Annotated in this window: 21 protein-coding genes and 1 tRNA gene; 9 read left to right on the top strand and 13 right to left on the bottom strand. The window is 45.9% G+C overall.

The genetic code is table 11. The features are described from left to right. The first annotated feature begins 26 nt into the window (after window positions 1–26). From EYQ95_RS00200 to nspC, 5 genes are all read left to right on the top strand, one after another. Window positions 27–398 carry a hypothetical protein gene (locus EYQ95_RS00200; protein WP_111914782.1) on the top strand — a complete coding sequence of 124 codons (372 nt, stop codon included), beginning with the start codon at window positions 27–29 and terminating at the stop codon, window positions 396–398. After that, the gene (locus EYQ95_RS00195) at window positions 352–834 is read left to right on the top strand and encodes a hotdog fold domain-containing protein (protein ID WP_111914783.1); all 483 of its coding nucleotides are present in this window, start codon (window positions 352–354) and stop codon (window positions 832–834) included. Before EYQ95_RS00200 ends, EYQ95_RS00195 begins: the two co-directional genes overlap by 47 nt. Beyond that, window positions 806–2,839: a GNAT family N-acetyltransferase gene (locus EYQ95_RS00190; protein WP_111914784.1), complete on the top strand. Its 2,034-nt coding sequence runs from the start codon at window positions 806–808 to the stop codon at window positions 2,837–2,839. The genes EYQ95_RS00195 and EYQ95_RS00190 overlap by 29 nt, the downstream gene beginning before the upstream one ends. A 151-nt stretch (window positions 2,840–2,990) precedes the next feature. Then, window positions 2,991–4,193 (top strand): saccharopine dehydrogenase family protein, encoded by a 1,203-nt coding sequence (locus tag EYQ95_RS00185; RefSeq protein ID WP_111914785.1) that lies wholly within the window; start codon window positions 2,991–2,993, stop codon window positions 4,191–4,193. A 46-nt stretch (window positions 4,194–4,239) separates the two neighbouring features. Next, the gene (nspC, locus tag EYQ95_RS00180) at window positions 4,240–5,397 is read left to right on the top strand and encodes a carboxynorspermidine decarboxylase (protein WP_111914786.1); all 1,158 of its coding nucleotides are present in this window, start codon (window positions 4,240–4,242) and stop codon (window positions 5,395–5,397) included. Window positions 5,398–5,413: 16 nt separating this feature from the next. On the opposite strand, the gene EYQ95_RS00175 is transcribed toward nspC, so the two are convergent. Both EYQ95_RS00175 and EYQ95_RS00170 read right to left on the bottom strand, forming a co-directional pair. Further along, window positions 5,414–5,803: a nuclear transport factor 2 family protein gene (locus tag EYQ95_RS00175; protein ID WP_111914787.1), complete on the bottom strand. Its 390-nt coding sequence runs from the start codon at window positions 5,801–5,803 to the stop codon at window positions 5,414–5,416. Between the two features lie 11 nt (window positions 5,804–5,814). Continuing rightward, the gene (locus EYQ95_RS00170; RefSeq protein ID WP_111914788.1) at window positions 5,815–6,168 is read right to left on the bottom strand and encodes a VOC family protein; all 354 of its coding nucleotides are present in this window, start codon (window positions 6,166–6,168) and stop codon (window positions 5,815–5,817) included. A gap of 226 nt (window positions 6,169–6,394) precedes the next feature. On the opposite strand from EYQ95_RS00170, the gene EYQ95_RS00165 reads away from it, so the two are divergent. After that, a complete protein-coding gene (locus EYQ95_RS00165; protein WP_111914789.1) occupies window positions 6,395–6,928 on the top strand; it encodes a GNAT family N-acetyltransferase in 534 nt (177 codons plus the stop codon). Between the two features lie 14 nt (window positions 6,929–6,942). Next, a complete protein-coding gene (locus EYQ95_RS00160; protein ID WP_111914790.1) occupies window positions 6,943–7,782 on the top strand; it encodes a DMT family transporter in 840 nt (279 codons plus the stop codon). Here EYQ95_RS00160 and EYQ95_RS00155 read toward each other — a convergent pair. The 8 genes from EYQ95_RS00155 to EYQ95_RS27125 all read right to left on the bottom strand — a co-directional run bounded on the left by EYQ95_RS00155 (window position 7,779) and on the right by EYQ95_RS27125 (window position 13,559). Further along, window positions 7,779–8,447, bottom strand: coding sequence for a tetratricopeptide repeat protein (locus EYQ95_RS00155; protein WP_165831942.1), 669 nt, complete (start codon window positions 8,445–8,447; stop codon window positions 7,779–7,781). The two genes, EYQ95_RS00160 and EYQ95_RS00155, sit on opposite strands and share 4 nt — an antisense overlap. A gap of 57 nt (window positions 8,448–8,504) precedes the next feature. Continuing rightward, window positions 8,505–9,224 carry a type III pantothenate kinase gene (locus EYQ95_RS00150; protein WP_165924678.1) on the bottom strand — a complete coding sequence of 240 codons (720 nt, stop codon included), beginning with the start codon at window positions 9,222–9,224 and terminating at the stop codon, window positions 8,505–8,507. A gap of 1 nt (window position 9,225) precedes the next feature. Further along, window positions 9,226–10,194: a bifunctional biotin--[acetyl-CoA-carboxylase] ligase/biotin operon repressor BirA gene (gene birA, locus EYQ95_RS00145; RefSeq protein WP_111914792.1), complete on the bottom strand. Its 969-nt coding sequence runs from the start codon at window positions 10,192–10,194 to the stop codon at window positions 9,226–9,228. After that, window positions 10,187–11,212: a UDP-N-acetylmuramate dehydrogenase gene (gene murB / locus EYQ95_RS00140; RefSeq protein WP_111914793.1), complete on the bottom strand. Its 1,026-nt coding sequence runs from the start codon at window positions 11,210–11,212 to the stop codon at window positions 10,187–10,189. The genes birA and murB overlap by 8 nt, the downstream gene beginning before the upstream one ends. 3 nt (window positions 11,213–11,215) lie before the next feature. After that, window positions 11,216–12,244: an ArsJ-associated glyceraldehyde-3-phosphate dehydrogenase gene (locus tag EYQ95_RS00135; protein WP_111914794.1), complete on the bottom strand. Its 1,029-nt coding sequence runs from the start codon at window positions 12,242–12,244 to the stop codon at window positions 11,216–11,218. 123 nt (window positions 12,245–12,367) lie between these two features. Then, entirely contained in the window at window positions 12,368–12,826 is a 459-nt protein-coding gene (gene bfr, locus EYQ95_RS00130) for a bacterioferritin (RefSeq protein ID WP_111914795.1), read from the bottom strand. Next, window positions 12,826–13,302, bottom strand: a complete 477-nt coding sequence (bfr, locus tag EYQ95_RS00125) for a bacterioferritin (RefSeq protein WP_111914796.1) — start codon at window positions 13,300–13,302, stop codon at window positions 12,826–12,828. Before bfr (EYQ95_RS00125) ends, bfr (EYQ95_RS00130) begins: the two co-directional genes overlap by 1 nt. 29 nt (window positions 13,303–13,331) lie before the next feature. Then, a complete protein-coding gene (locus EYQ95_RS27125) occupies window positions 13,332–13,559 on the bottom strand; it encodes a bacterioferritin-associated ferredoxin (RefSeq protein ID WP_111914797.1) in 228 nt (75 codons plus the stop codon). 389 nt (window positions 13,560–13,948) lie between these two features. On the opposite strand from EYQ95_RS27125, the gene gltB reads away from it, so the two are divergent. Both gltB and EYQ95_RS00110 read left to right on the top strand, forming a co-directional pair. After that, window positions 13,949–18,421 carry a glutamate synthase large subunit gene (gene gltB, locus EYQ95_RS00115; protein ID WP_111914798.1) on the top strand — a complete coding sequence of 1,491 codons (4,473 nt, stop codon included), beginning with the start codon at window positions 13,949–13,951 and terminating at the stop codon, window positions 18,419–18,421. Further along, window positions 18,421–19,836 (top strand): FAD-dependent oxidoreductase, encoded by a 1,416-nt coding sequence (locus tag EYQ95_RS00110; RefSeq protein WP_111914799.1) that lies wholly within the window; start codon window positions 18,421–18,423, stop codon window positions 19,834–19,836. The genes gltB and EYQ95_RS00110 overlap by 1 nt, the downstream gene beginning before the upstream one ends. Before the next feature lie 38 nt (window positions 19,837–19,874). Here the strand turns inward: EYQ95_RS00110 and EYQ95_RS00105 are convergent. The 3 genes from EYQ95_RS00105 to EYQ95_RS00095 form a co-directional block, all read right to left on the bottom strand. Then, window positions 19,875–19,965, bottom strand: a tRNA-Ser gene (locus EYQ95_RS00105). Window positions 19,966–20,016: 51 nt separating this feature from the next. Beyond that, the gene (locus tag EYQ95_RS00100) at window positions 20,017–20,538 is read right to left on the bottom strand and encodes a DUF1566 domain-containing protein (protein WP_111914800.1); all 522 of its coding nucleotides are present in this window, start codon (window positions 20,536–20,538) and stop codon (window positions 20,017–20,019) included. A gap of 14 nt (window positions 20,539–20,552) precedes the next feature. Continuing rightward, on the bottom strand, window positions 20,553–24,719 hold the full coding sequence (locus EYQ95_RS00095; protein ID WP_111914801.1) for a DUF1566 domain-containing protein: 4,167 nt from the start codon (window positions 24,717–24,719) through the stop codon (window positions 20,553–20,555). Window positions 24,720–24,723: the final 4 nt, after the last annotated feature.

Raw genomic sequence — 24,723 nt, 5'->3', positions numbered from 1 at the left:
AAGTTCAACATTTTCTCGGTTACCTTATGACCGGCAAATATTATCCCTTTCGGAGCAAAACTAAGCGCTCCGGAGACAGAGAAAAAACAGAAGCCCCTCTTGCGTACTTCGAGAAAGCACTCGCGGCGCTGCAAGCCAACCCAGAGAAAGTCAAAACTCTGAAAGCGAACCTTGCTCACTACGAGAAACAACAATTTCTACCAAAGAGTGCCAAAGTTGCGCTGAAAAGATATAGTTATCTTTTAGCTCTTACAAACAGTGTCGATGAAATTACCAAGTGGGTTCTTCAAGACAGCTATGAAGGGCAAAGATTCAGACAATTTCCATTGATTTTTAAGGGTGTTATCAACGATGAGTTCGAGTCAGGAAGCCAATTACCTACTAAGGATGAGAAATAAGTGTCTGGCACTTCCTTTTGGTAAGTACATATTTTCCAAACTGTTTGCCAGTAAGGCCCCTTATTTCAAAACCATTAAACCTGTTATCGAGCAAATGCGCCCCGGCTACTGTGAACTCACGTTTAAAAAACGTAAGCCAGTGCTTAATCACATCGGTACCGTTCATGCCATTGCATTATGTAATGGTTTGGAAATGGCCATGGGTGCAATGGCAGAGTCATCTATACCCAAGCACTTGCGTTGGATACCGAAAGGCATGAACATCAATTATACGGCCAAAGCAAACAGTGATATTACGGTGGTAGCCGAGTTGCCCAACGACGCTTGGCAAGAAGGTGATGTTGCTGTGCCCGTTTATGCGAAAAGAGAAGACGGAACGAAAGTGATCGAAGGCGAAATTATTCTTTATGTATCCGCCAAACCAGCAAGAAAATGAACCTTTTCAGGGTTCATTAGTAGGCTTCTATCGGTGCATAAGTGAGCGTAATCACCGCTCACTTATTTTGTGGTTTCCACAATCAACAGCCTCTGCAGAACAAGTTAAACGTCAACTTGAACGTCATAACAGCCTGCTGATAACCAACACTAGTCAGTTTAAGTCGTTACTTGGGACAGAGCGAACTTTGCTGCATTGTCGATTCGACCATAATTGGAATGCCAGCGCATGGGCAGCCTGCACCGCTACAGTTGTGGGCAAAGGGGTCATTATTGTTGAGGTTACTTCGGCACTTCTAGAAACTCACTCTTGGCAGCACTTAGCGAGTTACTGGAACTTTGAAACGACCTTTATTTGCAGGGAAGACAGGGAACTTAACGACTTTCTTGAGCACTGGTCTGAACCCGAAATAGATTCCAGATTTCACCCTACTCAGTCTCAAAACAATGTCATTGGCATACTAGACCAACAGCAAAAACAGCACCCGCACAGCGCCTTTTTGCTTTATGCAGCGCGTGGCCGAGGAAAAACCTCAACATTGGCGCATTGGTGCAAACAATTACCCGGTGAAACTCGAGTATTTATCTCAGCTCCCTCTAAATTACAGTCACGCAAAATCATCGACGCATGCGCCCACCTTGATTGGCAGTTCCTCGCGCCTGAAGACATTGAGCATTATCAGGAATGCGCAGAACCGTCAGATATTTTAATCGTTGACGAAGCAGCAACCTTACCGTTTATTGCACAGATGGGGTTGCTACAACACCCAGGCTTTTTAGTTTTAGCTACTACGACAGAGGGTTACGAGTTCGCGGGTAGAGGCTTTCAAATCAAATACGAGCATCAGCTAAAACAACACTTTCCTTTTGTTTCGAGAGAATGGCTTCACCAACCAATGCGTTGGAATCTAAATGATCCAGTTGAGGACACAACCTTTAAAGCGTTCGCATTGCGCAGTGAATGGGAGGAGAGTTTAGCGCTGGAAACGGTTCCAACGCCATTGCTCACGAGTGATATTTCTTACCGTATTTGCCACGCTCATGAATTAAGCAGCGAAGAAAAGGAGTCTTGTTTTTCCTTGCTCGTCGATGCTCATTACCAAACTAGCCCTAACGACTTTAAGCTGCTGCTCGATAACCCGAACCAATACCTTGTTTTGCAAAAGCGAGGTCCACTGCTGATTGGTGTCGCGTGGTTAAGTGAAGAAGGTCCACTGATCAGTGACTTAATCGACCCTATTACTAAGGGAAAGAGGCGCCCACAAGGTAACTTGCTACCACAAACCTTCTGTTATTATTTAAAACGCCCTGTCCTCGCTTCAATGCGCCATATTCGAGTGGTACGGATAGCCACCCATCCAAGTTTACGTCGTAAAGGGTTGGGCTATGGATTACTCGCTCGAATTCAATATTGGTCAAAAGAAAGAAATATCGAATCGGTCGGTACGAGTTTTGGTGCTACACCGGAGCTTATCGACTTTTGGCAGCAAAGTGGCTACATACCGCTACGATTAGGACAAAAGCTCGACCCCGCAAGTGGTCGCTCATCCGCTGTATTCGTATACCCGTTAACAAAACGAATGCACATCTATGTACGGGAACTTTCTTCATTATTCGTAACGGAACTTCATGCACGTATACACAGCCTAGAGTTAAGTAATGAAGATGAAATAAGACATCGTGCGCGTGCCGACATTATTCTACCCTTGCTGAAAAGTATTCCGTTTAACGAGCGACCGGAAGCTTCGCAAATTAGGCGCTGGCAAGAATTAGGTAGAGCTTTCGTGAAAAAAGAGCTGAATTTCTACGACTATGCTCCTTGGTTGCAAGCCGCTCTTGTGAACAGTTGGATTCGCGTAGACGAAGAACAACAAACGCTGTTACAAGCTTTGGTAAGCGCCACAGACAATACCCAGGTGGCTAAAATAATGAAAGCTGAAAGTAAAACTAAAGGAATGGAGCAGCTTCGTTCCCTCTGTTTACAGTTTCACCATTCGGACGTTTAAATAGTCTGTTGTTTTCATGACAAAAGATTGCATTTGTACGTGGTGGTAGGCACAATCGCCGCCAAAATTATTGGCAGTTTATTTTTCTGAAGAATTTCACTAATTTCGTTCTATGCTTAATAGCTGAATGAACGCAAAAGAGGTTTAAAGAATGTCTAGAGTATTAATTATTGGTGCCGGTGGAGTTGGCTCGGTAACCGTAAAGAAGTGCGCAAGTTTACCTGAATATTTTGACGAAATTCATTTAGCTTCTCGCACTGTTTCTAAGTGCGAACAACTACAAAAAGAAGTCGGTGCAGACCGCGTAGTCGGCGTATACGCTGTTGACGCAGACAACGTACCGGAACTTGTAGAGCTCATTAATAAAGTGAAGCCTGACTTGGTAATCAATCTAGCACTTCCATACCAAGACTTGCCTATCATGGACGCATGCCTTGAAACCGGAGTTCACTACTTAGACACGGCAAACTATGAGCCTAAAGATGTCGCTAAGTTTGAATACTCTTGGCAATGGGCGTACCACGACAAATTTAAAGAAGCTGGCTTAATGGCACTATTAGGCTCTGGCTTCGATCCGGGCGTAACCAACGTGTATACCGCTTACGCAGCAAAGCATTACTTCGACGAAATTCATTATTTGGACATTGTTGACTGTAACGGCGGAGATCACGGCCAAGCTTTTGCAACCAACTTCAACCCAGAAATTAATATTCGTGAAATTACCCAGCGCGGTAAATTCTGGGAAAACGGCGAATGGCATGAAACTGATCCAATCAGTGTCCGTGAAGACCTAGATTACCCAGGTGTGGGTGTTCGTGCTTCATACCTACTTTTCCATGAAGAGTTAGAGTCGCTCGTAAAGCACTTCCCAACCATTAAGCGTGCGCGTTTTTGGATGACCTTTGGCGACGCCTATTTGAACCATTTGCGTGTTCTTGAGGGCATTGGCATGACCTCTATTGAGCCAATTGACTTCAATGGACAAAAAATAGCGCCTCTAGAATTTTTAAAAGCGGTATTACCTAACCCAGGTTCACTAGCCGAAGGCTACGAAGGCAAGACCTGTATTGGAACCTACGTTACCGGTGTAAAAGATGGTAAAGAGAAAACTATCTTTATCTATAACAACTGTGACCATGCAGTATGTAACGAAGAAGTGGGCGCACAAGCAGTGTCTTACACTACTGGGGTACCGGCCATGATTGGTGCGTCGCTTATGTTGCAAAACATTTGGATGAAACCAGGTGTTCACAACATGGAACAATTCGACCCAGATCCAATGATGGAACGTTTAAATAAATATGGTCTTCCATGGCAAGTTGTGGAAGATATCGAAAGCCCGTTTAAACGCTGATTTTAAGTAGTAAATACCCATACCGAACGCAAATAGAGAGACTTAAATGGACCATAACGAAGCAACCCTATTGTCGCCAGTGATTCCGTCACCTTGCTACGTGCTGGAAGAAGCGAAGCTAATTCGCAATCTTGAGCTTATGCAAAGAGTGCAACAAGAAAGCGGTGCCGAAATTATTTTGGCACTGAAAGGGTTTTCGATGTGGTCTAGTTTCTCTACGGTGCGCCAATATTTAGCAGGTTGTACAGCCAGTTCGGTATGGGAAGCTGAGCTAGCAGCAGATACCTTCGGTAAGGAAGTTCACGCATATTCACCAGCGTATAAGGCTAGTGAAATGGGTCGCTTGCTAGAGCTGTGTAATCACATCTCGTTTAACAGCATTACTCAGCTTGAGCGTTACCAAGATGAGGCTGTAGCGGCAGATGTTTCTGTGGGCATTCGCATTAACCCAGAGCAACAAGAAGCTGAAACCGAACTTTATGACCCCTCCGCGCCTGGCTCTCGTTTAGGCATTAGAGCAGAGCAACTTGAAGGTGTTGACCTCTCAAAAGTGGAAGGCTTTCATGTCCACAACTTATGCGAGTGTAACTCTTTTGCACTGGAGAGAACTCTAGCCGCTGTAGAGAAAAACTTCGAGAAATACTTACCACAACTCAAGTGGATTAACTTGGGCGGCGGACACTTAATGACTCGCAAAGGGTACGACGTTGAGCATTTAATTACTCAACTGAAACGACTCAAAGAAAAGTACGGCGTTCATGTCATTCTAGAGCCTGGCTCTGCGGTAGCTTGGCAAACAGGTCCTTTAGTGTGTGAAGTAGTCGATATCGTTGAGAACCAAGGGAAGGTACTCATTTTAGACATTTCAGTAACGGCGCACATGCCAGATGTATTGGAAATGCCTTATCGCCCCGTACTTACGTTTAAAGGGGAAAATGGCGGCGAAGCCGGAGAAAAGCCGTTCACTTACCGTATTGGCGGAAACTCATGCCTTGCGGGCGACGTGATACCAGCATATAGCTTTTCTCATGAAATAGAGATTGGTGACCGTTTACTCTTCCAAGACATGATGCATTACACCATGGTGAAAACGAGCTTTTTTAACGGCGTAGAGCATCCGTCTATCGGAATTCTGAAAGCCGATGGTAACTTCGAGTTAAAGAGACAATTCACCTACCAAGACTTCAAAGCTCGCCTGTCTTGAGTATCGACTTTACAATTCAATCATCGTTGAGTGCGGATTGCTCCTCTTCACTAAGAGCACTTCGCACTTTTACCGTATCGTAAAACGATTGAATAGATGCAATCTTACCACCTTTTATTCGTAACCAGTCACATGAAGGTACAGCACCCGCTGCGGTTTCATTCTCAAACCAAATAACCGCTTGCTCGTCTTCAGCCAGTACTCGCTTAATCACAAGCTTCTGAACACTTTTCTTAGCCATGGGTTCCACAATACTTAAATAGTGCTCCGTACCCACTAGGCTCCCGAAAGGACTGGAATGCTCAAAGTCCTCTGCTAAGTACTCTCGTAGCCAATGCATGTCAAAATCAATCCAAGCTTGAATCCACCCTCGTGCAAGCTCTGTGGGGTCTAATGTATTTGTCATTTTAGAAAGCCTTATTTATCCGACCATACCGCAAATTCATTGCTATTGGGGTCTTTAAAATGAAACCGTCGACCGCCCGGAAATTCAAAAATATCTTGAATAATTTCGCCACCTGCATCAACGACTTGCTGCTGAGTTAATTCTAATGACTCGCTGTATAGCACGACAAGTGCACTGCCAGCCTGCGTATCTATGGCAAGCTTTGAGGTAAAGAATCCGCCATCAATGCCTGCATTAGTGATTGAAGAGTATTCAGGTCCATAATCCACGAATCCCCAAGAAAATACTTTCGTAAAAAACGCCTTGGTTGCCTCTAAATCTTTCGAGGGCATTTCTATGTAGTTTATTTTATGGTGATTGCTCATTATCCTCTCCTTTAATGCGGCCACTATTTAAAATACATCTGCCTCAACAGTAGCCGTGTAACACGTTAAAAACTAGCTCTGTAACACTGAATTTGAATCTTCGAGTGTGAAAAGTTTTTAGTGTAGAAGCCGAACAATGAGAATAACCTTTTCCAAGATCGGGTTTTCAATGAAAGCAATTATGCGTATGTTTAACGCTTCTGATGTGTCGATGAAGTGAGTTTAAATGAATAGGCCTGAAGCGCAGAGCTATGTTATTGAAACGGCAAAAAACGAGCATTTTGATGCCGTTGGAGAGCTGTTGGTTCAAGTTTATTCCGCACTGGATGGGTTCCCTTCACCTGATGAGCAGCCCAAGTACTATGCGATGTTACGAAATGTCGGAGACCTTACCGAAGAGCCAACAATCGATATCCTTATTGCAAAAACTCATGACAACTCAATTCTTGGGGCTGTCGTATTTTTCTCTGATATGAAGCACTATGGCTCCGGTGGCACGGCCACTCAAGAAAAAGACGCAGCTGGCTTTCGCCTTTTAGCGGTTTCTCCAACAGCGAGAGGTCTAGGCTTGGGCAAAGCACTCACTGAGGCATGTATTCAGAGAGCGAAGAACATGGGGCGCAAGCAAGTTGTCATTCACAGCACCCGCGCAATGCAAGTTGCGTGGCACTTATATGAAAACATTGGTTTTCAGCGGTCAACAGATCTTGATTTTAAACAAGAGTCACTTCCCGTTTTCGGCTTTAGGTTAACACTCTAATTTGAACTTAATGTATGAATAAAACGATTATCTTCACCGCTCTTGCACTCTTAGCTTTCGCAGGTAATTCCATCCTGTGTAGGTTAGCTTTACAAGAAACCAATATCGATCCTGCTAGCTTTACAAGCTTGAGACTGATTTCTGGCGCCGTGACACTCTGGCTATTGTTATTAATCAAACAAGGGCACCCCAAAACAAAAGGAAATTTCATATCGGCCCTGGCGCTTTTTGCGTACGCCGCTGGCTTTTCCTTTGCCTATGTTTCACTAGACACAGGCATTGGTGCGCTCATTCTATTTGGCACAGTTCAGGTAACGATGATTGCGGTTGGGCTTTATCGTGGTGAGAAACTGTATCTATTGCAGATCATAGGCGGTCTACTTGCGTTTTTCGGACTTATAGCGCTTATGTCTCCGGGTATTCATGCCCCTTCACTCTCTGGTGCATCGCTCATGGCTTTAGCGGGTGTTTCCTGGGGTATTTATTCACTTCGTTCGGGTACAGGGAACAGCCCGCTACAGACGACAGCGGGCAACTTTATATTGGCAGCACCGTTAGCAGTGCTTTTAAGTTTATTTGTAATGAATGGCGTTTCAATAGACCGAGAGGGTTTTGTGTATGCTTTACTTTCAGGAGCTGTAACCTCGGGCGCTGGTTATGCAGTTTGGTATGCCGTTCTGCCCTATTTGAAAAGTTCACAAGCGGCAGTGTTGCAACTTACAGTTCCTGTTTTAGCCGCAGCTGGAGGCGTTCTTCTGTTACAAGAGCCTTTTACCCTCAGATTTGTACTTAGCTCTATCGTTATTCTTGGTGGTGTCGCGTTGTTTATTTCGCAAAAATATAAACACGCTTAAGCATCTAAAGGCAGCTTCGCTCGTTCTACAATACGCGGTGGCAACTTGTCGGCTAATGCCATAAGAATGCGCTGAATTTGACGATGTTCTTGTTCATCTCCAGTAACCGCGTTGTGCAAGTAATGATAAGCAGCTTCCATATCCAAGGCGCTACCTTCCCCACTTAATAGGATTTGTGCAAAACGCTTCTGCGCAGGTAGATTGCCCAAGCTCGACGCTTCTCGAAGATGAAGAATAGCTCGGCGCATGTCTGGCTGAACTAATTGACCAATATGATAGTAGCGTCCTAGTTGTTCTAATGCTTCCGGCAAGCCTTGGCGAGCAGCATGGTTCATGTACTCCACACCAAGCTCTACGTCGCGTTCATAACAAACACCATAAGCCAGCATATCTCCATAAAGGAATTGATATGCCGGTCGGCGTTCTACTTCAGCTTGAGCTCTAATGTCTTGGTACAGTTGGCAATTATCGATGTCTTGCACACGCTGTAAATGACGGTTTGCGCGAATAAGTTCAACAAGCTCGTCGTCTGAATACAGCTGTACAGCTTGTGGAACACTAAACTGTCGTGCAGAGGCACTGAAGCTAGTCCATGCGGGCATCGAAATAACTATCGCGGCGAGAACAATGTAAACACTTTTCAAACTCACAATACTTTTCGACATAAAAACTCTCAATACTTACCTATGAACGTGCTTATTTATCGGCAAAGTGGAATATTTCTAAAGGTTTTCATTGACCCAAATCGCCAACCCTTCCAAAACTAAGTGGGGACGCACAAGGAAGTTCCTAGAACGTTCTTGTTTGAGGTGGCGAACGCCGCCTCCGGTGAGATATATATCATATTCCTTTGTTGCAAAGGTTTCGTCTGCATACTCAATGGCATAGTTCACTAAACCATCGAGAGCTGCGGCACACCCCGTTGCTATAGCACTTTCCGTGCCCTGTCCAATAATGCCCTCGGGGACTGCATCTTGTACTCTTAACCGAGCACTTCTGCGCACTAAAGACTCTTGCATAAGCGCAAAGCCTGGAGCTATCCAGCCACCTAAGTGTTCGCCAGTTGCAGACAACCAGTCGGCCGTAAATGCCGTACCTATATCTATAATTAAACTCGGTTTTCCAACATCTTTCACAGCAACCATGGTTAACCAACGGTCAACGCCAAGGTGGCTTATGTCTTTGTAACAGTGGCTAAATCCGTCTATCTCCCCTGTTTGTACACGGTAAACTTCAAAACCAAGATCTTGCAACTCCGAAATTAAAGTAACCGCTTCTTGCTCTGCTCCGACACTGGCTAAGACTACTGTTTTAATAGTTTGGCCGCTTAGCCAGTCTCTCAGCTCTACAATATTGCTAGTTCGAAGTTGCAACTGTAGCTCGTCGGCACCAGTACATGTGGCAACCTTCCAAGACGTATTGCCCGCTTCTACTAAAACCACGTCAGTTCTGTGCTCTAACACTGATCTCTCCGCCAAAGTAACGTTTTAACCCGTCTTCTTGTTGCACTAAAAACGCGCCAGTTTCGTCTATACCTTTGCCTACACCCAAGTATTGATGCTGACCCAACAATATTTTTACTGGCTTATCATAGTATAGGTCGTAACGCGGCCAATCCTCGAGTGCTTCAGATAAACCTACATTGTCGTGTGCTTCGAGGCCTGCTCTAATAGCTTGAATAATTAAAACCGACCACTCGTTTCGAGAAAGAGGTTTTATCGCGTGTTGATTCAACGATGTGAAAGGCTGGTCGATGCCTTGGAAGTTACTATCCATTTTCAAGTTTGCACCCACACCTACTATAGCGCTTCCTTCGCCACTAACTTGGCCCTCAAGCTCCACTAAAATACCAATCACCTTTTGATTGTCTATATATATGTCGTTCGGCCATTTAACCGCCACTTTTCCTTCGATAAAGGGAGAAAGTGCTTTAGCAATAGCATGACCCACCACAACACTCATACCTACCGCAGCATTGAGCCCATGACGTAACGGCCAATAAATAGAGACATACAAGTTACTACCAAATGGAGATACCCAAGTTTTGCCTCTTCTGCCTCGCCCTGCTGTCTGCATTTCAGCAATGACGGCAGTACCGGGCGCTAGCTCTTGAGTCTCCATCAGCCCGCGGAGATCGTCGTTGGTAGAACCCGTAATATGTTTCGCAAAAATGGGGACATTAGGGTCTTCAAGTTCTTGTTCGATAAGTTGGTGGTCGAGTAAGTCGAGCTGATGAGCCAACCTATAGCCTTTGCCACTTACGCGAAAAACGTCTAACCCCAATGCGGTTAATTTATCAATACGTTTATTCACCGCCATGCGGCTAACACCCAAAGCTTCGCCTAATTGCTCACCGGAGTGAAAGTGGCCGTCCGCTAATAACTCTATAAGTTGAGTGTCTAGGTCACTCATACAGTCCTCGCTCGCCTTGCGCACCGATGAGGCGGACCTCTGGGCTAATATTCACACCAAACTTTTCCAACACCTGGGTTTGTACCGCTTTCGCTAGGGCAAGAACGTGCTTCGCTTCTGCTTCTCCTTTATTCACAAGCACCAACGCTTGCTTATCATGAACACACGCACCTTTTAAGCAGAACCCTTTCAAACCACACGCCTCAATAAGCCAACCCGCTGCTAATTTAACTTTCTCTGGTTGCGAGGTTTCATACACCGGTAAATCGGCATATTTTGCTTTGAGTTGCTCTGCATCATGCGCGCTAACCACGGGGTTCTTAAAAAAAGAGCCCGCATTGGGCAACACAGCTGGGTCAGGAAGCTTGCTTTGTCTCACTTCTATGACTTTGTCTGCAATTGCTTTGGCCGTAGCGTTGCTACCAAGATCTGCTAATGGTCCGTAAGTTAAAACAGGTTCCCAAGCTTTCGGAAAGGAAAAGTTTACTCGTGTAATGAATAGCTTTCGTGAGCTTTCGCGTTTGAAAACACTGTCTCTGTAGGCAAATTCACACGCTTGCTGGTTTAAAGTTCTAAAAGCTTGTTGCTCAAAGTCCCAAACTTCAACTGAATCGATAAAGGTCCCAACTTCTACACCATATGCGCCAATATTTTGAACAGGCGAAGCACCAACGCTACCAGGAATAAGTACTAAGTTCTCAAGACCAAATATGGCTTTGTCGAGCAAGTTTAAAACTAGCTCGTGCCAGTTTTCACCCGCACCTACACTAACACTCCAGCTTTCTTCATCTTCTTCAATGTTCACACCTTTCAGTGCGTTCACCACTACCGTTCCACCAAAGTCATCAACAAAAAGCGTGTTTGTACCCTCCCCAAGAAAAAGGAAGTCGTCGCGCCACGCTAATGTTTTTAATTCGGCTTCATCACGAATATAGAGTACGTCTTGCGCGAAACATGGAAGTTGAAAACTGTGTAACAAACGCACCGACTTTCCATCGCGTCTTAATTTATTATTCATTCACTAGCTTCTTTGCTTCTTGCTCTGCACGATTCGCTCAACCAGATCTACGGTACGGTTAGCGTATCCAAATTCATTGTCATACCAAGCATAAATTTTTACTTGGGTTCCGTTAATAACCATGGTCGAAAGAGCATCAACAATTGAGGAGCGAGGATCGCTTTTATAATCAATGGACACCAAAGGCTTCTCTTCAAAACCAAGAATACCCTCTAGCTCGCCTTCCGCCGCGCTTTTCAGCAACCGGTTAACCTCTTTGGTGTCTGTTTCACGAGACACTTCGAACACAACGTCTGTTAATGAAGGACATGAAATAGGTACACGAACCGCATGGCCATTTATACGGCCCTCTAGCTCCGGAAATATGGTAGTGATGGCTTTCGCCGAGCCGGTCGTAGTAGGAATAAGTGAGTCACCACATGCGCGAGCACGTCGCATATCTTTATGAGGCGCGTCTAGAATAGATTGCGTATTGGTTAACGCATGTATTGTGGTCATAGACGCATGCTTAATACCTAACCCTTCCTGTATGACTTTGACCACCGGCGCAAGACAGTTTGTGGTGCAAGACGCAGCGCTCACTATTGAATGCTCCAACGGGTCAAACTCCTCGTCGTTGACTCCCACAACTACATTCGGAACCTGCTTAGACTTCACCGGCGCACTGACAACAACATGATCAACGCCCTGATCAAAGTAGGGCTCTAAAGCTTCTACGGTTTTATTTTTTCCCGACGCCTCAATAACAATGTCACAATCAGACCAGTCAGTATTTAAAATATCGCGCTCGCTGGTGCAGCGAATACTCTGACCTTCAACCGTAAACCCTTCTTGGTCAACCTGGATAGATTTGTGCCAACGACCATGAGACGAATCGAACTCTAGCAGATGCGCGAGCATTGTGGCGTCTGCACCGGGATCATTCACATGTACAATATTGAAGTCGGCTCGGTCAAATGCAGCACGAAAAGCTAATCGACCAATTCTGCCAAACCCATTTATACCAACTTTCAGATTTCTTTGAGAAGACATAAACTTACCCCTTCTTGTGCTTATTACGCATAGTTTAAGCCATTATAATGATGCTAGAGAAAATAATAATTAGGTAGAAATAAAAAAGGCGCCCATATGAGCGCCTCAATTTGCTCGGATATTCTACATTTGCGATTGTAGGTAATTTTCCAGCCCAATTATCTCGATTAGCCCTATCTGTTGGCGTAACCAATATGCATGGTCTTCTTCCGTGTCTTTTAAAATACTGACTAGAATAGAGCGACTTACAAAGTCTTTCTCCGACTCACAAAGCAAAATGGACGCTTTCAGATCCTTTGCGTTCTGCAATTCGAGATCCAAATCGCCTTTTAGCATTGTTGGTACATCGGTACTTGGCGGCAGTGGATGACGAGTTTCTAAGTCAGGCTTTCCTCCAAGTAAAAGAATTCTGTCGATCAACATTTTCGCGTGACCACGCTCATCGTCAGCCTCGTGGGCTATACGTTCATGTAACTTTGTGAAGCCCCAATCTTCGTATATCGACGCATTGCGCGTGTATTGGTCAATAGAGGTGAGCTCCCACCGCAATAACTTGTTGAGTGCATCAATAACTTTAGACATTACGCTTCCTCGTCGATTTGTGTTTGAAGATATCGCTGAATTCCAATTTTGCCGATCACATCTAACTGCGTTTCAAGCCAGTCCCAATGCTCTTCCTGCTGCTCTAAAATCCCTGCCAACAGTTCCCTCGAAACAAAGTCTTCAGCCTGTTCGCATTGTTCAATAGCTTGCTTAATAACGTCGATGTCTTGCGCCTGAACCTTATGGTCAAGTTTCAGCATTTCCTCTGGACGCTCACCAATATATAGCTTTCCAAGCTCTTGCAGATTAGGTAATCCTTCCAACAATAAAATGCGCTCGATAATTTCGTCGGCATGAACCATTTCTTTAATGGAAGCCTTATAGATCACTTTATTCAGAGGCTCGAAACCTAAATTTCGATACATCCGTGCATGCAAGAAATACTGATTAATTGCCGTAAGTTTTCTGGTAAGAACCGTATTGAGCACGGCCAAAACTTGAGGCTGACCTTTCATAAACTACACCTTAATTTAGATGACTTAAATTAAGTGTAGCAGACCTCTACCTCAAGATGGGAGTCTGAATGGATTTCCACAGGATTTGCGTGAGTTTGTATTTGTTCATGCAGGACTTCGCGAGCGTGACAACTGCATTTGCCGCACTGAGTAGCTAGCCCTGTTGTTCTTTTCAAGGTGCGCATATCTCTACAGCCACCTTTTACGGCTGTTTTAATATCCCCATCGGTTACACCTTTACACAGACAAACGTACATTTACACCTCACTAAGTAGATGTGTAAATTATAGACCTTAATGAGAATGGTTATCAAGTCTATTTTTGTTTGCAGTGCGGTTTTATTCCCTAAGCAAAAAAATAGGTGGCCAAAGCCACCTATTCCACTTTTCTGAGACATCCTAGCATCCTTGCCAGCTCGACCGTTCTGCTCCACTTTTCCTTAAGTTATTTAAACGTCCATGTGTTGAAGCGAGCTTTAATGTATAGATAAGAAAGTTCAGGTTTCAAACCATGGTTTTCATTTTAAGAGATTTCCTACAAAGAAAATTGTTCTTCTTTTGAAGAAATTGTGACCATTCACAGGGCTAATTACAATTTTAAGCAGATACTGATAACCTGAATACCTATGCATTAAAAAGGTGATTTTATGTCGTTGTACTCAGCTGATACGCAAGCGAATGATGCCAAAGACAACTGTGGCTTTGGTTTGATTGCGCATACAGAAGGCGTACGCAGCCATGACATTGTAAGTAAATCCATTACCGCGGTATCACGAATGGCGCATAGGGGCGCAGTGAATGCGGACGGTAAAACCGGTGACGGATGTGGCCTATTACTACAAATTCCAGAGTCTTTTTTTCAAGCAATTGCAGAGCAACAGGGATGGAATTTAGGCAAGAAGTTCGCTGTTGGCCAAATTTTTCTGAGCCAAGATAAGCAAAAAAGTGAATACGCGAAAAAGGTTGTAGAAACAGAACTACAACGAGAGATGTTTACCATTCACGGCTGGCGATTAGTACCCACAGAAAAAGAAGTACTGGGTGAACTTGCACTAGACACCTGCCCTGACATCCAGCAAATATTTATTAGTGCACAACCCGGCTGGCGCAAGAAAGATGTGGAAAGACGCCTTTTCATGGCGAAACGACGTATTGAAAAACAATTAGATAACGACCCAGACTTTTATATATGCTCTTTGTCTTGCCTGGTTGTTGTGTACAAAGGTCTTATGCAACCTAAAGACCTCGGTACGTTTTTTTTAGACTTAAGCGATGACCGACTAGAAACCTCAATTTGTGTGTTTCACCAGCGCTTTTCAACCAATACCAAACCACGTTGGCCACTCGCCCAACCTTTCCGTTTTCTTGCTCATAATGGTGAGATAAATACTGTTGCGGGAAATAGAGCTTGGGCAAAAGCTCGTGCATATAAATTCCATTCGCCATTACTTCCAGACCTTCACGACGCTGCACCATTTGTACAAGAGCGTGGCTCTGACAGTGCCTCTCTCGACAATATGCTCGAACTTTTGCTTGCGGGAGGCATGGACTTGTTTAGAGCTATGCGCATGCTGGTTCCGCCTGCTTGGCAAGGTAACCCAACCATGCCGGAGGAGTTACGTGCGTTTTACGAGTTTAACTCTATGCACATGGAGCCATGGGACGGTCCCGCCGGTGTAGTTATGAGCAATGGCCGTCACGCCGCCTGCTCACTCGACCGTAATGGCTTAAGACCAGCAAGATATGTATTAACCGAAGACCATATCCTCACTATTGCCTCTGAAGTGGGTATTTGGGATTACGAAGAGTCAAAGGTGGTGCAAAAAGGTCGGTTAGGCCCGGGAGAAATGATTGCGGTAGACACATACACCGGCAAAATATGGAATACCGCAGCAGTCGACCAAGACTTAATGTCGCGCCACCCCTATAAAGATTGGTTGGATGAGCATATTCAAAGACTTACGCCATTCGCAGAATTAAAAGCGGAAAAAATTGGTGAACGATTATTCGACGACACCACCATGCAAGTGTTGCAAAAAGCATTTGTTTACACCCGTGAAGAAGTAGAACAGGTACTCTTTGTACTCGCCAACGATGGCCACGAAGCAACTGGCTCTATGGGTGATGACACGCCTATTGCAGCACTATCACAAAAGCCGCGAGTATTTTATGACTACTTCAGGCAACAATTCGCGCAGGTAACTAACCCGCCAATCGACCCTATTCGCGAGCGCCATGTTATGTCTTTGGCAACCTGTATTGGTCGAGAAAAGAATATCTTTAATGAAACTGCCGGCTATGCTCGTCGAGTGCTGTTTGAGTCACCAGTATTGATGTACACAGACTTAGTACAACTTAAAGAACTAGAGCCAGAGCATTACGCGTGGCAGTCATTTTCACTCAACTACGACCCTAAAAAGCAAACCCTGAAGGAAGCTGTTCAAGAGCTTACTAATCGGGTAGTAACTGCGAGCAAAGAGCGAAATATTGTCATTATTATTCTTTCCGACCGAGAATTAGAGACAGGTCAAACCTATATTCCAGCAGCTATTGCCACTGGAGCAGTGCAACAAGCGCTCATAGAAAACGACTTGCGTTGCGACACTAACATTATTGTTGAAACAGCAAGTGCTCGCGACCCTCACCACTTCGCTGTACTTATAGGTGTTGGAGCAACTGCTGTGTATCCATTCCTAGCCTATGAAGTTATTGAGCAACTAGTCAGTCAAGAAAAAATCCCTCTACGCGCTAGAGACGCAGTTGAGAACTTTAGAAACGGCATTAACAAAGGGCTTCTAAAGATTCTTTCTAAAATGGGTATTTCATGTGTCGCGAGTTATCGTGGTGCAGGTCTCTTTGAGCTACTCGGGGTCTCTAAAGACATTCATCAACTATGCTTCCCGAGCTGTCATTTAAGGCTAGAGGGACTACCTTTCGAAGAGATAGAAAAAGACACATTGGCACTATGCCAACAGGCTCGCAACACAAACCTAAAGCTACCCCATGGCGGTTATTTGAAGTTCGTTTATGACGGTGAGTATCACGCTTATAACCCAGGCGTGGTAATGACACTGCAACAAGCGATTAATCAGAACTCTAAACACAGCTATAAGGAATATACCCAGCAAGTAAACAGTCGGCCTGTTTCTATGCTGAGAGATCTTTGGACCTTAAATTACCCAAAAGACGTTTCTGATGTTGAACCAGAGCCAGTTGAAAACCTATACCCTAGATTTGACAGCGCAGCGATGTCGATTGGCGCACTAAGCCCTGAAGCTCATGAAGCTATTGCTGTAGGTATGAATACATTGGGCGCATTTTCGAATTCAGGGGAAGGTGGTGAAGACCCCGCTCGTTTTGATTCATTACGCAACTCTAGAATAAAGCAGATTGCATCAGGACGATTTGGCGTTACCCCACACTATTTAGTGAATGCTGACGTGCTGCAAATCAAAATTGCGCAAGGGGCAAAACCAGGAGAAGGCGGGCAACTTCCGGGTGAAAAGGTAACCGCTGAAATTGCGAAATTACGCCATTCGATTCCCGGCGTAACGCTAATTTCACCACCACCGCACCACGACATTTATTCCATCGAAGATTTAGCGCAGCTCATTTTCGACCTAAAGCAAGTGAACCCTAATGCTCTTGTTTCAGTGAAACTTGTTTCTGAACCAGGTATTGGAACTATTGCGACTGGCGTGGCTAAAGCCTATGCCGATTTAATTACTGTTTCTGGCTACGACGGTGGTACCGGCGCCAGCCCTTTAACGTCAGTTAAGTATGCCGGCTCGCCGTGGGAGCTAGGTCTTGCAGAGGTCCATGAGGCCTTAGTAAGTAATAACTTACGACATAAAGTACGCCTGCAAGTCGACGGCGGCCTGAAGACAGGCCTCGATGTAATTAAGGCCGCTATTCTAGGTGCTGAAAGCTTTGGCTTTGGCACTGGGCCAATGGTTGCACTGGGTTGTAAATACTTAAGAATTTGCCACTTAAACAACTGTGCAACAGGTATTGCTACACAAGACCGTCAACTTCGCGAAGAGTTCTACACGGGATTACCCGAGAAGGTTTCTCGTTATTTTGAGTTCCTTGGTGAAGAAGTACGTACTTACTTATCCGCTTTAGGCGTTGAAAAGCTCACCGACCTTATTGGACGTATAGACCTTCTGCAGCTTGCAGAAAACCTGACCGACCGACAACGCTTAATTCAAGTGCAGCCGATACTCGACTCTGTACAAGTAAAATCTGCTAAAACCCTATTTTGCAGCGAGAACAATACACCAGACGATAAAGGGCAGCTTAATCAAACTTTATTAAGTAAGTTTCGAGCCGCGGTAGAACAAAAAGCTCCGCAAAAATTGAGCTTTAAGATTACTAACCAAGACCGTTCGGTAGGAGCTTCTTTGTCCGGCTTTATTGCCCAAACGCACGGGCGCTTAGGGTTAACAGGAAGCCCTATACATGCAGAGTTTAAAGGCAACGCCGGACAAAGTTTTGGTGTTTGGAATGCTCCAGGCTTACACCTGAAATTAATAGGCGACGCGAACGACTATGTCGGCAAAGGTATGGCAGGTGGTCGTATTGTCGTTAAGTCCGCACGAGATTCAAAGCTGCCCTCACAACACGCGGTAAGCATGGGCAATACCTGTTTATATGGTGCTACTGGCGGCCGGCTGTATGCAGCTGGACACGCGGGCGAGCGGTTTGCAGTGCGTAATAGCGGTGCAATAGCCGTTATTGAAGGGGTTGGCGATCATGCTTGCGAGTATATGACCGGGGGCATAGTGGTGATTCTTGGCCCTACGGGAATTAACTTTGGCGCCGGCATGACTGGTGGACTTGCAATCGTTCATGACGCACAAAACAGCATCGCAAAGAAAATTAACCCTGAACTTGTTGAGGTGTTACCTCTTTCGTTAAATGTTTTGAAGGAGCATTTACGCGGGTTGTTACACGAACACTATGAAAGCACAGAGAGTGCGCATACCCATGAAATATTACGCAACTTCGACACCCATTTAGCACACTTCAAACTGGTAAAAGGTAAAGACACCGATGTCCATGACGTGTTGGGAAGAAGAGCCCGTGGAACAGAAGAAATTAGGGTACAGGTGTCGTAATGAATAAAAACATATATCAATTTGTAGATGTAAGCAGAGCAGAGCCACCGAAGCGTTCATATAGCGAACGCGCTATTGAGTTTGTGGAAATTTATCACCCCCAAGAACAAGAACAGGTTGCAGGACAAGCTGACCGCTGTATCGACTGCGGAAACCCTTATTGTGAGTGGAAGTGCCCGGTACATAACTATATTCCTCAATGGCTAGAACTTGCAGCTCAAGGGCGAGTCATCGAGGCCGCAGAACTCTCTCATCAAACTAATAGCCTGCCGGAAGTATGTGGCCGTGTGTGCCCGCAAGACCGTCTTTGTGAGGGAGCCTGTACACTTAATGATAGCTTCGGTGCAGTAACCATTGGCGCAATAGAGAAGTACATTACTGACACAGCATTAGCCCAAGGTTGGCGACCTGACGTTTCGCATGTGGAAAAACTCGACTTTAGAGTGGCAGTCATTGGCGCGGGTCCCGCCGGCTTGGCTTGCGCCGATGTACTAGCACGACAAGGTATTTCCGCAACAGTATTCGACAAACACCCAGAGATTGGCGGGCTACTCACTTTCGGTATTCCTAGTTTTAAACTCGAAAAGTCGGTGATGACCCAGCGGCGAGAAATATTTGAAAGCATGGGCATTGAATTTAAGTTGAACTGCGAAGTGGGTAAAGACACCAGCTTCGAGAAACTAGAAGCTGAATACGATGCGGTATTTCTCGCCCTTGGCACGTATAAAGCCATCGATGGAGGTTTACCGGGTATCGAAACCAGAGGAGTTTACCCTGCATTACCCTATTTAATTGGCAATACAGCAAAGGTAATGAACCTCACCCTGCCCGACTACCCGTACATAGATATGGTCGACAAACAGGTACTCGTTCTAGGAGGTGGCGACACCTCTATGGATTGCGTAAGAACTGCAATACGTCAGCAAGCCTCAAAAGTTACCTGCGCCTATCGACGCGACAGAGTGAATATGCCCGGTTCGCAAAAAGAACTACAGAATGCTGAAGAGGAAGGAGTGCACTTTCAGTTTAATGCGCAGCCTGTAGAAGTATTAGAACAGAACGGGGAGGTAAGCGGTGTAAGGTTCGTAAAAACACAGCTTAGTGAACCCGACGAGCATGGTCGTAAACGTCCAGAGGCGGTCCCTAACTCCGAGTTTGTTATTGAAGCCGACGCAGTTATTCTTGCATTTGGTTATCTTGCCAACCCTCCTGAATGGATAGATAAAGCAGGTATTAAGTTAGGTAAGAATTCCTTAGTTACAGCTACCGAAAGTAGTGCGTTTCCCATGCAAACCTCGAACGAGAAGATATTTGCAGGTGGCGACATGGTGCTCGGTGCCGATTTGGTGGTAACAGCCATTGCACAGGGGCGGAAGGCAGCTGATGGGATATATGCTTGGCTTATGCGCGGGTAGATACAAAAAAACCGCCTGTTAGGCGGTTCTTTTGTATCTGGCGGATAGGGAGGGATTCGAACCCTCGATACGGGGTTACCGTATACACACTTTCCAGGCGTGCTCCTTCAACCACTCGGACACCTATCCTGCAAGGCGCGTATAGTACGGAATTGCGAGATCTGAGTCAACGCGTTGCCGTTAATTTTCCCTTACTAATAAAAACGGATACATGGCCATCATCGCATCCGGCCCCGGCACGCCCACATCAATAAAAACTGAATTCGCTAATCCATCTTGCGTCGTTGGCGTGCTCGTCCACAGCACTGTGTTACCCGCAACACCCGGGAAGATGTTCTCATTTAAAGCCGAGCCCTCGCACTGTAATTCTAAAATACTCACCAGCTCATTCACATTCGGCAAGCGCCAGTCTGAGTAACCTCCAACACTCTCTCCCGAGGCAGTCAAGTGAGCCTGCTCCCAACTTTCCTCAAACGCCGCTCCATCGCAAGTACCACCCAACATATGCGTCTGACCCGCCAAACACACACTCCACATTAAACCGGTGTCAGTGTCTGTTACCGTGCCATCGCCATGCACCTCAAAATCAGCATCCGGAGCTGTCGCCGTAATGTTCGCATTACATGACTGCTGCCCATACGCACCCGCTGTCATCAACATTAAACCAAGAGCCAAGCCTACTTTTTTGATTGAACCTTTCATCTTCACTCTCCCTATTAATCCGCGCGAACCGGCATCACTAGACCAACATCTGACTTTAAGCACGCGCTCACACTCGGCTGCACACCCGGCATCATACAAAACACCTCAGCCACACTCTGACTCAGCGTGTTCGCCGTCCAATAAGGCGTCATCGGTACGATATGCGGGAAGTAGTCCGCATCCACCCGGTGCTCACTACCAAACAGGTCATACATTTCCGGCATGGTTGGTAAACGCCAGTCCGTAAAGCCACAGTGCGCACTCGCATTAAGCTCTGCAACATAGCTTTCGGTATTACAAATACCGTCCACACACGCGAATGGCGGTACAGCCATCGTGTCTTCTTCTAACCCTGCATCTCCACCGTTCTCAGTAGGCGTTGAGTTATACCAAGTGTAGAAGTTCTCTTTATGACGATAATTCGTTACATCGTTCACCCGGCTGTCCCAAACTAAACCGGTCACGTTGTCTTGCACACAGCTCCATTGGGTGCCTACAACTTCATTACCACCATTGTCCCAAGCTTGATCTTGTACCGTTAACGCAACTCCACCTGCATTGAGCTTGGTTAAGTCTAAGCTACCCGCACCGTCACCTTCTTTCGTCAGGTTACTATTCGCTAGGTCTGCGTCACGTCCATGCTCTGCATCTTGGTCGGGCACCATAAAGTTCAGGCAGCTCACATTCGCACTCATTGCACTGGCACAATTCGTAGCGCCAGTGTCGTTCAGGCCACCTGCAGATGCTCCTGCACTTACCGGCGTGGCGCTCACTTGGGCACTGCCATCACTTTCAAACGCACCTTGTACAGTGGTGACTTTAAAGAAGTACTCAACATCATTATCTAAACCCTGCACCGTACCGATCACCGTACCGATGGAGCTCGGGAAGGTGGTCACGCCACCGCCATCTAGACTCGCGTAGTTCTCAACGTTCGTAATACTTTCTTTGGCATAATAAACCTGATAAGAATCCGCATCAGCAACCGAATCAAAGTATATCGTGACCATGCCATCACCCGCTTGCGTACTCAGGTTAGTTGGTGCGTCGATTTGTAGCTTTAATGTCGCATCCAGCGAGCAATCCGCGGTAATACCTGAGACAGCGTACACATTTCCTGAGTCAGTGTAATCACACCCCGTTACCGAATTCACTTCATAGTCGCTTGGCACCGTCAAAGTAAACTCAATAGCTTCTTCCTGACCATGCGTGAACGTAGCTGATTCTGGACTCCAAGATCCACCGTTATCAGCAGATGTCGTGATTTGGTATTGCTTGAGCTCAAACACAATCTGCACCGTGCAGTCTGCAACCACGGGCGCGGAAACAAGGCCAATAATTTCCTGGACTGGATTTTGAGTAAAGCCACCGCAGCCCTCTGCAGAAGCTAGGTTGTAACCCGTTGCCGCAGCCGCGAATAACCCAACCGTTTGACCGTGATTTACTTGAATACTATCTGGCATCGGTTGGGAGAAGATATCCGTAATAACGCCTTCCCCAACTCTATTGAAATTCACCGTGTACTGCTTTATTTCAAAAGCGAATTCATAAGCGCAATTATCCGCAGTCACTGGGCCAATCACGATTGGATTTGCATTTATGTCGCTCTTAAGCTGACCGCATCCTTCAGAGATCGTAGGCGCGCTTAAAAGATATCCGTCATTTGGAGTGACATTGAATGACACATCCTGACCATGCAGAACAGTCGATGAGGCCGCACTCACACTTCCGCCGGCCGTGTTAGTCACAATTGCTGAGACTTGATACTCTATAGCTTCGAAAACAACATCAATAGTACAGTCCGCGACAATGGGCTCCGTACTGTAGATATCCGCATCCACGCTTGGATCTGTTATATCGCTCAGCGTTACACTACAACCTTGTATTGAACCTAACGTAAGTCCATTGTCGGGAACCGCGACTACATATAAATTATTTCCAAAAACCACGTCGGCTGGAAAATCTGTTCCGAGCGAGTTTTGAACTTGACCACTCCCAGTTTGATTCAAAGAAACGACATAAGTAATCAGGTCAAATTCAACAGCAACCGAACAATTATTCTCCACGGAAGCAATTGAGTACGTGTTACCACTTAACTCGCCGGAGCAACCTTGCGCAGTAATTTTGCCAATGGTCGAGTTCTCCTCTGGCGTAATGGTAAAGGATGCACTTTGACCATGCTCAACGGTGGGTGAGCTGGGTATAACCGAGCCCGAGCCGGCACCCCTGCGCACACCCGTTAGGTTATAAATAGCCGTTTCGAAGTTTGCACTGACATGACAGACTTCAGTGATAGTGCCTGTGGTAAATGTATTGGTTGTTGAATTAAACTGACCTCCACAACCGGTAACGTTGTCAACTTGGTAGCCCCCGTAGGGAGAGACTGTAAACGTTGTTGTGGAACCATAATCTACAACCCTACTACTAGGTGTAATCCTTCCCCCCGCACCTGCAGAAGCGGTCACAGTAATTGACTGCAAAGAAAAAGTCGCAGAAACCGTACAGTTGCCCGTAATAGGTCCTGCGGTGTATACAAAGCCAGCGAGCGCCCCTGGACACCCGGATACAGTATCGATTTGGTAACCCGTCTGGGGGGATATGGTAAATGCCACTGTTTCGTTTGTACGCACATCACGGGAAGTGGGTGAAATGGTTCCACCCTCACCGGCGGACGTAGAAACCATGTAAGGCATTTCATTAAACGATGCGGTTACTTGGCAGTCAGCATTAATGGGTCCTGTCCTATAAGTATTACCCGAAAGACTTCCCCCACAGCCACTTACCGCACCAATCTCAAAATTCTGCTCAGGAGTAAGTTCAAAGCTTGTCGTGTTTCCAGGTTGTACATCTCTAGCAGGAGGCGTTATGGTGCCACCTGCCCCCTCAACTTGGGCGGTAACGGTATAAGAGCCAAGTACGGGCGTAAGCGTGCAATGTTCCAAAACATGGGGAACAGAAACAACCGTTTTGCTCTCGTTAAGGGTAGCGCCATCACAGCCAGTAATTCCTTCTACCAAAACACCCTGTGGAATTGAAATACTGAATTCGGCGCCCAAGTTTCTGTGAACTTCTAGTGACCGAGGCGCAAAAGTTATGCCCCCCACCCTTTCAGTGCTCACCTGATACTTGTGGGGGTGGTTCAGGAGGATTGTGCAGGAAGTAGAGTTTTCATTATAGTTCAGAGAAAAGTACGCTACCGTACTCACCCACATAGCAAGAGAATTTTCCCCACTTTTCGCTATTGCACAACCAACGGTGAAGTACATAGATTCAAGAATTTGAGCAGTTGGACAGATAACATCACATCTCTCAAAGTAAGAGGGACTGTAAGCCACAACTAGATTTATATCATTGCCAGTATTAGTTTCTACAAGTGAACTATTGTGAACGTCGAAAAACCCCTCCCCAACGTCATCGGTCTGAATAATTGTCACCCCCTCTCCCACTTTCGTAAACACAAGCGGATCTTCTATAATTCCGTTTCTTTCACCATCACTGTCACCGAGCTCACCATCAGTAATGGTGAGTTCAATACTCAACCCATCATCACCGTATGTGAACATCTCAAAGGGTAGGTAGTACCAAGTTGGCTCGGCTCCAGCACTTTCCGGACCAAACTTCATTGGGCGATCGCCTAGCCCAATCGGTTCATCATAAGTAATGGTAATGGTCGCTGTGTCACCCGGGGTTTCGAGCTTTACAGAGTATTCTAGGAGTGAAGAACTCGGGTTGATATTTTCTGGCAAAGGCGCAGGAAGATTAGCGGCACCTCCCGTTGTTGGCGTAAAACGAACTGAACCCGGAACAAAGCCGTAGTTTGCATCTGGGGCTACGGCTATGGTTGCGTCTATTTCTGGGAAAACTTCACGGTCAGGTAGGTCAACTACGGTACTTAAAAACGTTGCGGTAATTTCACAGTCTTGACTCATGGGAGGCGTGAAATATAGGTTGCCGTTAAGCGTGCCGTCACAACCGGTTACTTCGTTGATAATGGCGTTCTCGTCTGGCTCGATATAGAAACGAACCACTTCACCGGTTTCTGCCTGTGTGACAGGTGGGGAAATTAAGCCGCCCTCGCCTGCATTGGTAGTAATGGTATAAATTTCAACGCTTTCTTCGTTGAAACAGCCCGTAAGCGTAACGGCTAGCAGCGAAGCCGCAATAGAGGGGAGCAGACGCATGAGA

It is taken from the genome of Lysobacter sp. N42, from assembly GCF_004344885.1.
Note: the sequence above shows the minus strand (reverse complement) of the source record. Positions and strands in the feature narration are given on the sequence as shown.

Excerpts from the sequence above, each read along its gene's own strand:
- gltB (WP_111914798.1), top strand. The coding sequence starts at position 13,949 with ATGTCGTTGTACTCAGCTGATACGCAAGCGAATGATGCCAAAGACAAC.
- EYQ95_RS00160 (WP_111914790.1), top strand. The coding sequence starts at position 6,943 with ATGAATAAAACGATTATCTTCACCGCTCTTGCACTCTTAGCTTTCGCA.
- EYQ95_RS00100 (WP_111914800.1), bottom strand. The coding sequence starts at position 20,538 with ATGAAAGGTTCAATCAAAAAAGTAGGCTTGGCTCTTGGTTTAATGTTG.
- EYQ95_RS00110 (WP_111914799.1), top strand. The coding sequence starts at position 18,421 with ATGAATAAAAACATATATCAATTTGTAGATGTAAGCAGAGCAGAGCCA.
- EYQ95_RS00185 (WP_111914785.1), top strand. The coding sequence starts at position 2,991 with ATGTCTAGAGTATTAATTATTGGTGCCGGTGGAGTTGGCTCGGTAACC.
- EYQ95_RS00170 (WP_111914788.1), bottom strand. The coding sequence starts at position 6,168 with ATGAGCAATCACCATAAAATAAACTACATAGAAATGCCCTCGAAAGAT.
- EYQ95_RS00135 (WP_111914794.1), bottom strand. The coding sequence starts at position 12,244 with ATGTCTTCTCAAAGAAATCTGAAAGTTGGTATAAATGGGTTTGGCAGA.
- EYQ95_RS00190 (WP_111914784.1), top strand. The coding sequence starts at position 806 with ATGTATCCGCCAAACCAGCAAGAAAATGAACCTTTTCAGGGTTCATTA.
- birA (WP_111914792.1), bottom strand. The coding sequence starts at position 10,194 with ATGAGTGACCTAGACACTCAACTTATAGAGTTATTAGCGGACGGCCAC.
- EYQ95_RS00195 (WP_111914783.1), top strand. The coding sequence starts at position 352 with ATGAGTTCGAGTCAGGAAGCCAATTACCTACTAAGGATGAGAAATAAG.
- EYQ95_RS27125 (WP_111914797.1), bottom strand. The coding sequence starts at position 13,559 with ATGTACGTTTGTCTGTGTAAAGGTGTAACCGATGGGGATATTAAAACA.
- murB (WP_111914793.1), bottom strand. The coding sequence starts at position 11,212 with ATGAATAATAAATTAAGACGCGATGGAAAGTCGGTGCGTTTGTTACAC.
- EYQ95_RS00175 (WP_111914787.1), bottom strand. The coding sequence starts at position 5,803 with ATGACAAATACATTAGACCCCACAGAGCTTGCACGAGGGTGGATTCAA.
- EYQ95_RS00155 (WP_165831942.1), bottom strand. The coding sequence starts at position 8,447 with ATGTCGAAAAGTATTGTGAGTTTGAAAAGTGTTTACATTGTTCTCGCC.
- bfr (WP_111914796.1), bottom strand. The coding sequence starts at position 13,302 with ATGAAAGGTCAGCCTCAAGTTTTGGCCGTGCTCAATACGGTTCTTACC.
- EYQ95_RS00200 (WP_111914782.1), top strand. The coding sequence starts at position 27 with ATGACCGGCAAATATTATCCCTTTCGGAGCAAAACTAAGCGCTCCGGA.
- bfr (WP_111914795.1), bottom strand. The coding sequence starts at position 12,826 with ATGTCTAAAGTTATTGATGCACTCAACAAGTTATTGCGGTGGGAGCTC.
- nspC (WP_111914786.1), top strand. The coding sequence starts at position 4,240 with ATGGACCATAACGAAGCAACCCTATTGTCGCCAGTGATTCCGTCACCT.
- EYQ95_RS00165 (WP_111914789.1), top strand. The coding sequence starts at position 6,395 with ATGAATAGGCCTGAAGCGCAGAGCTATGTTATTGAAACGGCAAAAAAC.
- EYQ95_RS00095 (WP_111914801.1), bottom strand. The coding sequence starts at position 24,719 with ATGCGTCTGCTCCCCTCTATTGCGGCTTCGCTGCTAGCCGTTACGCTT.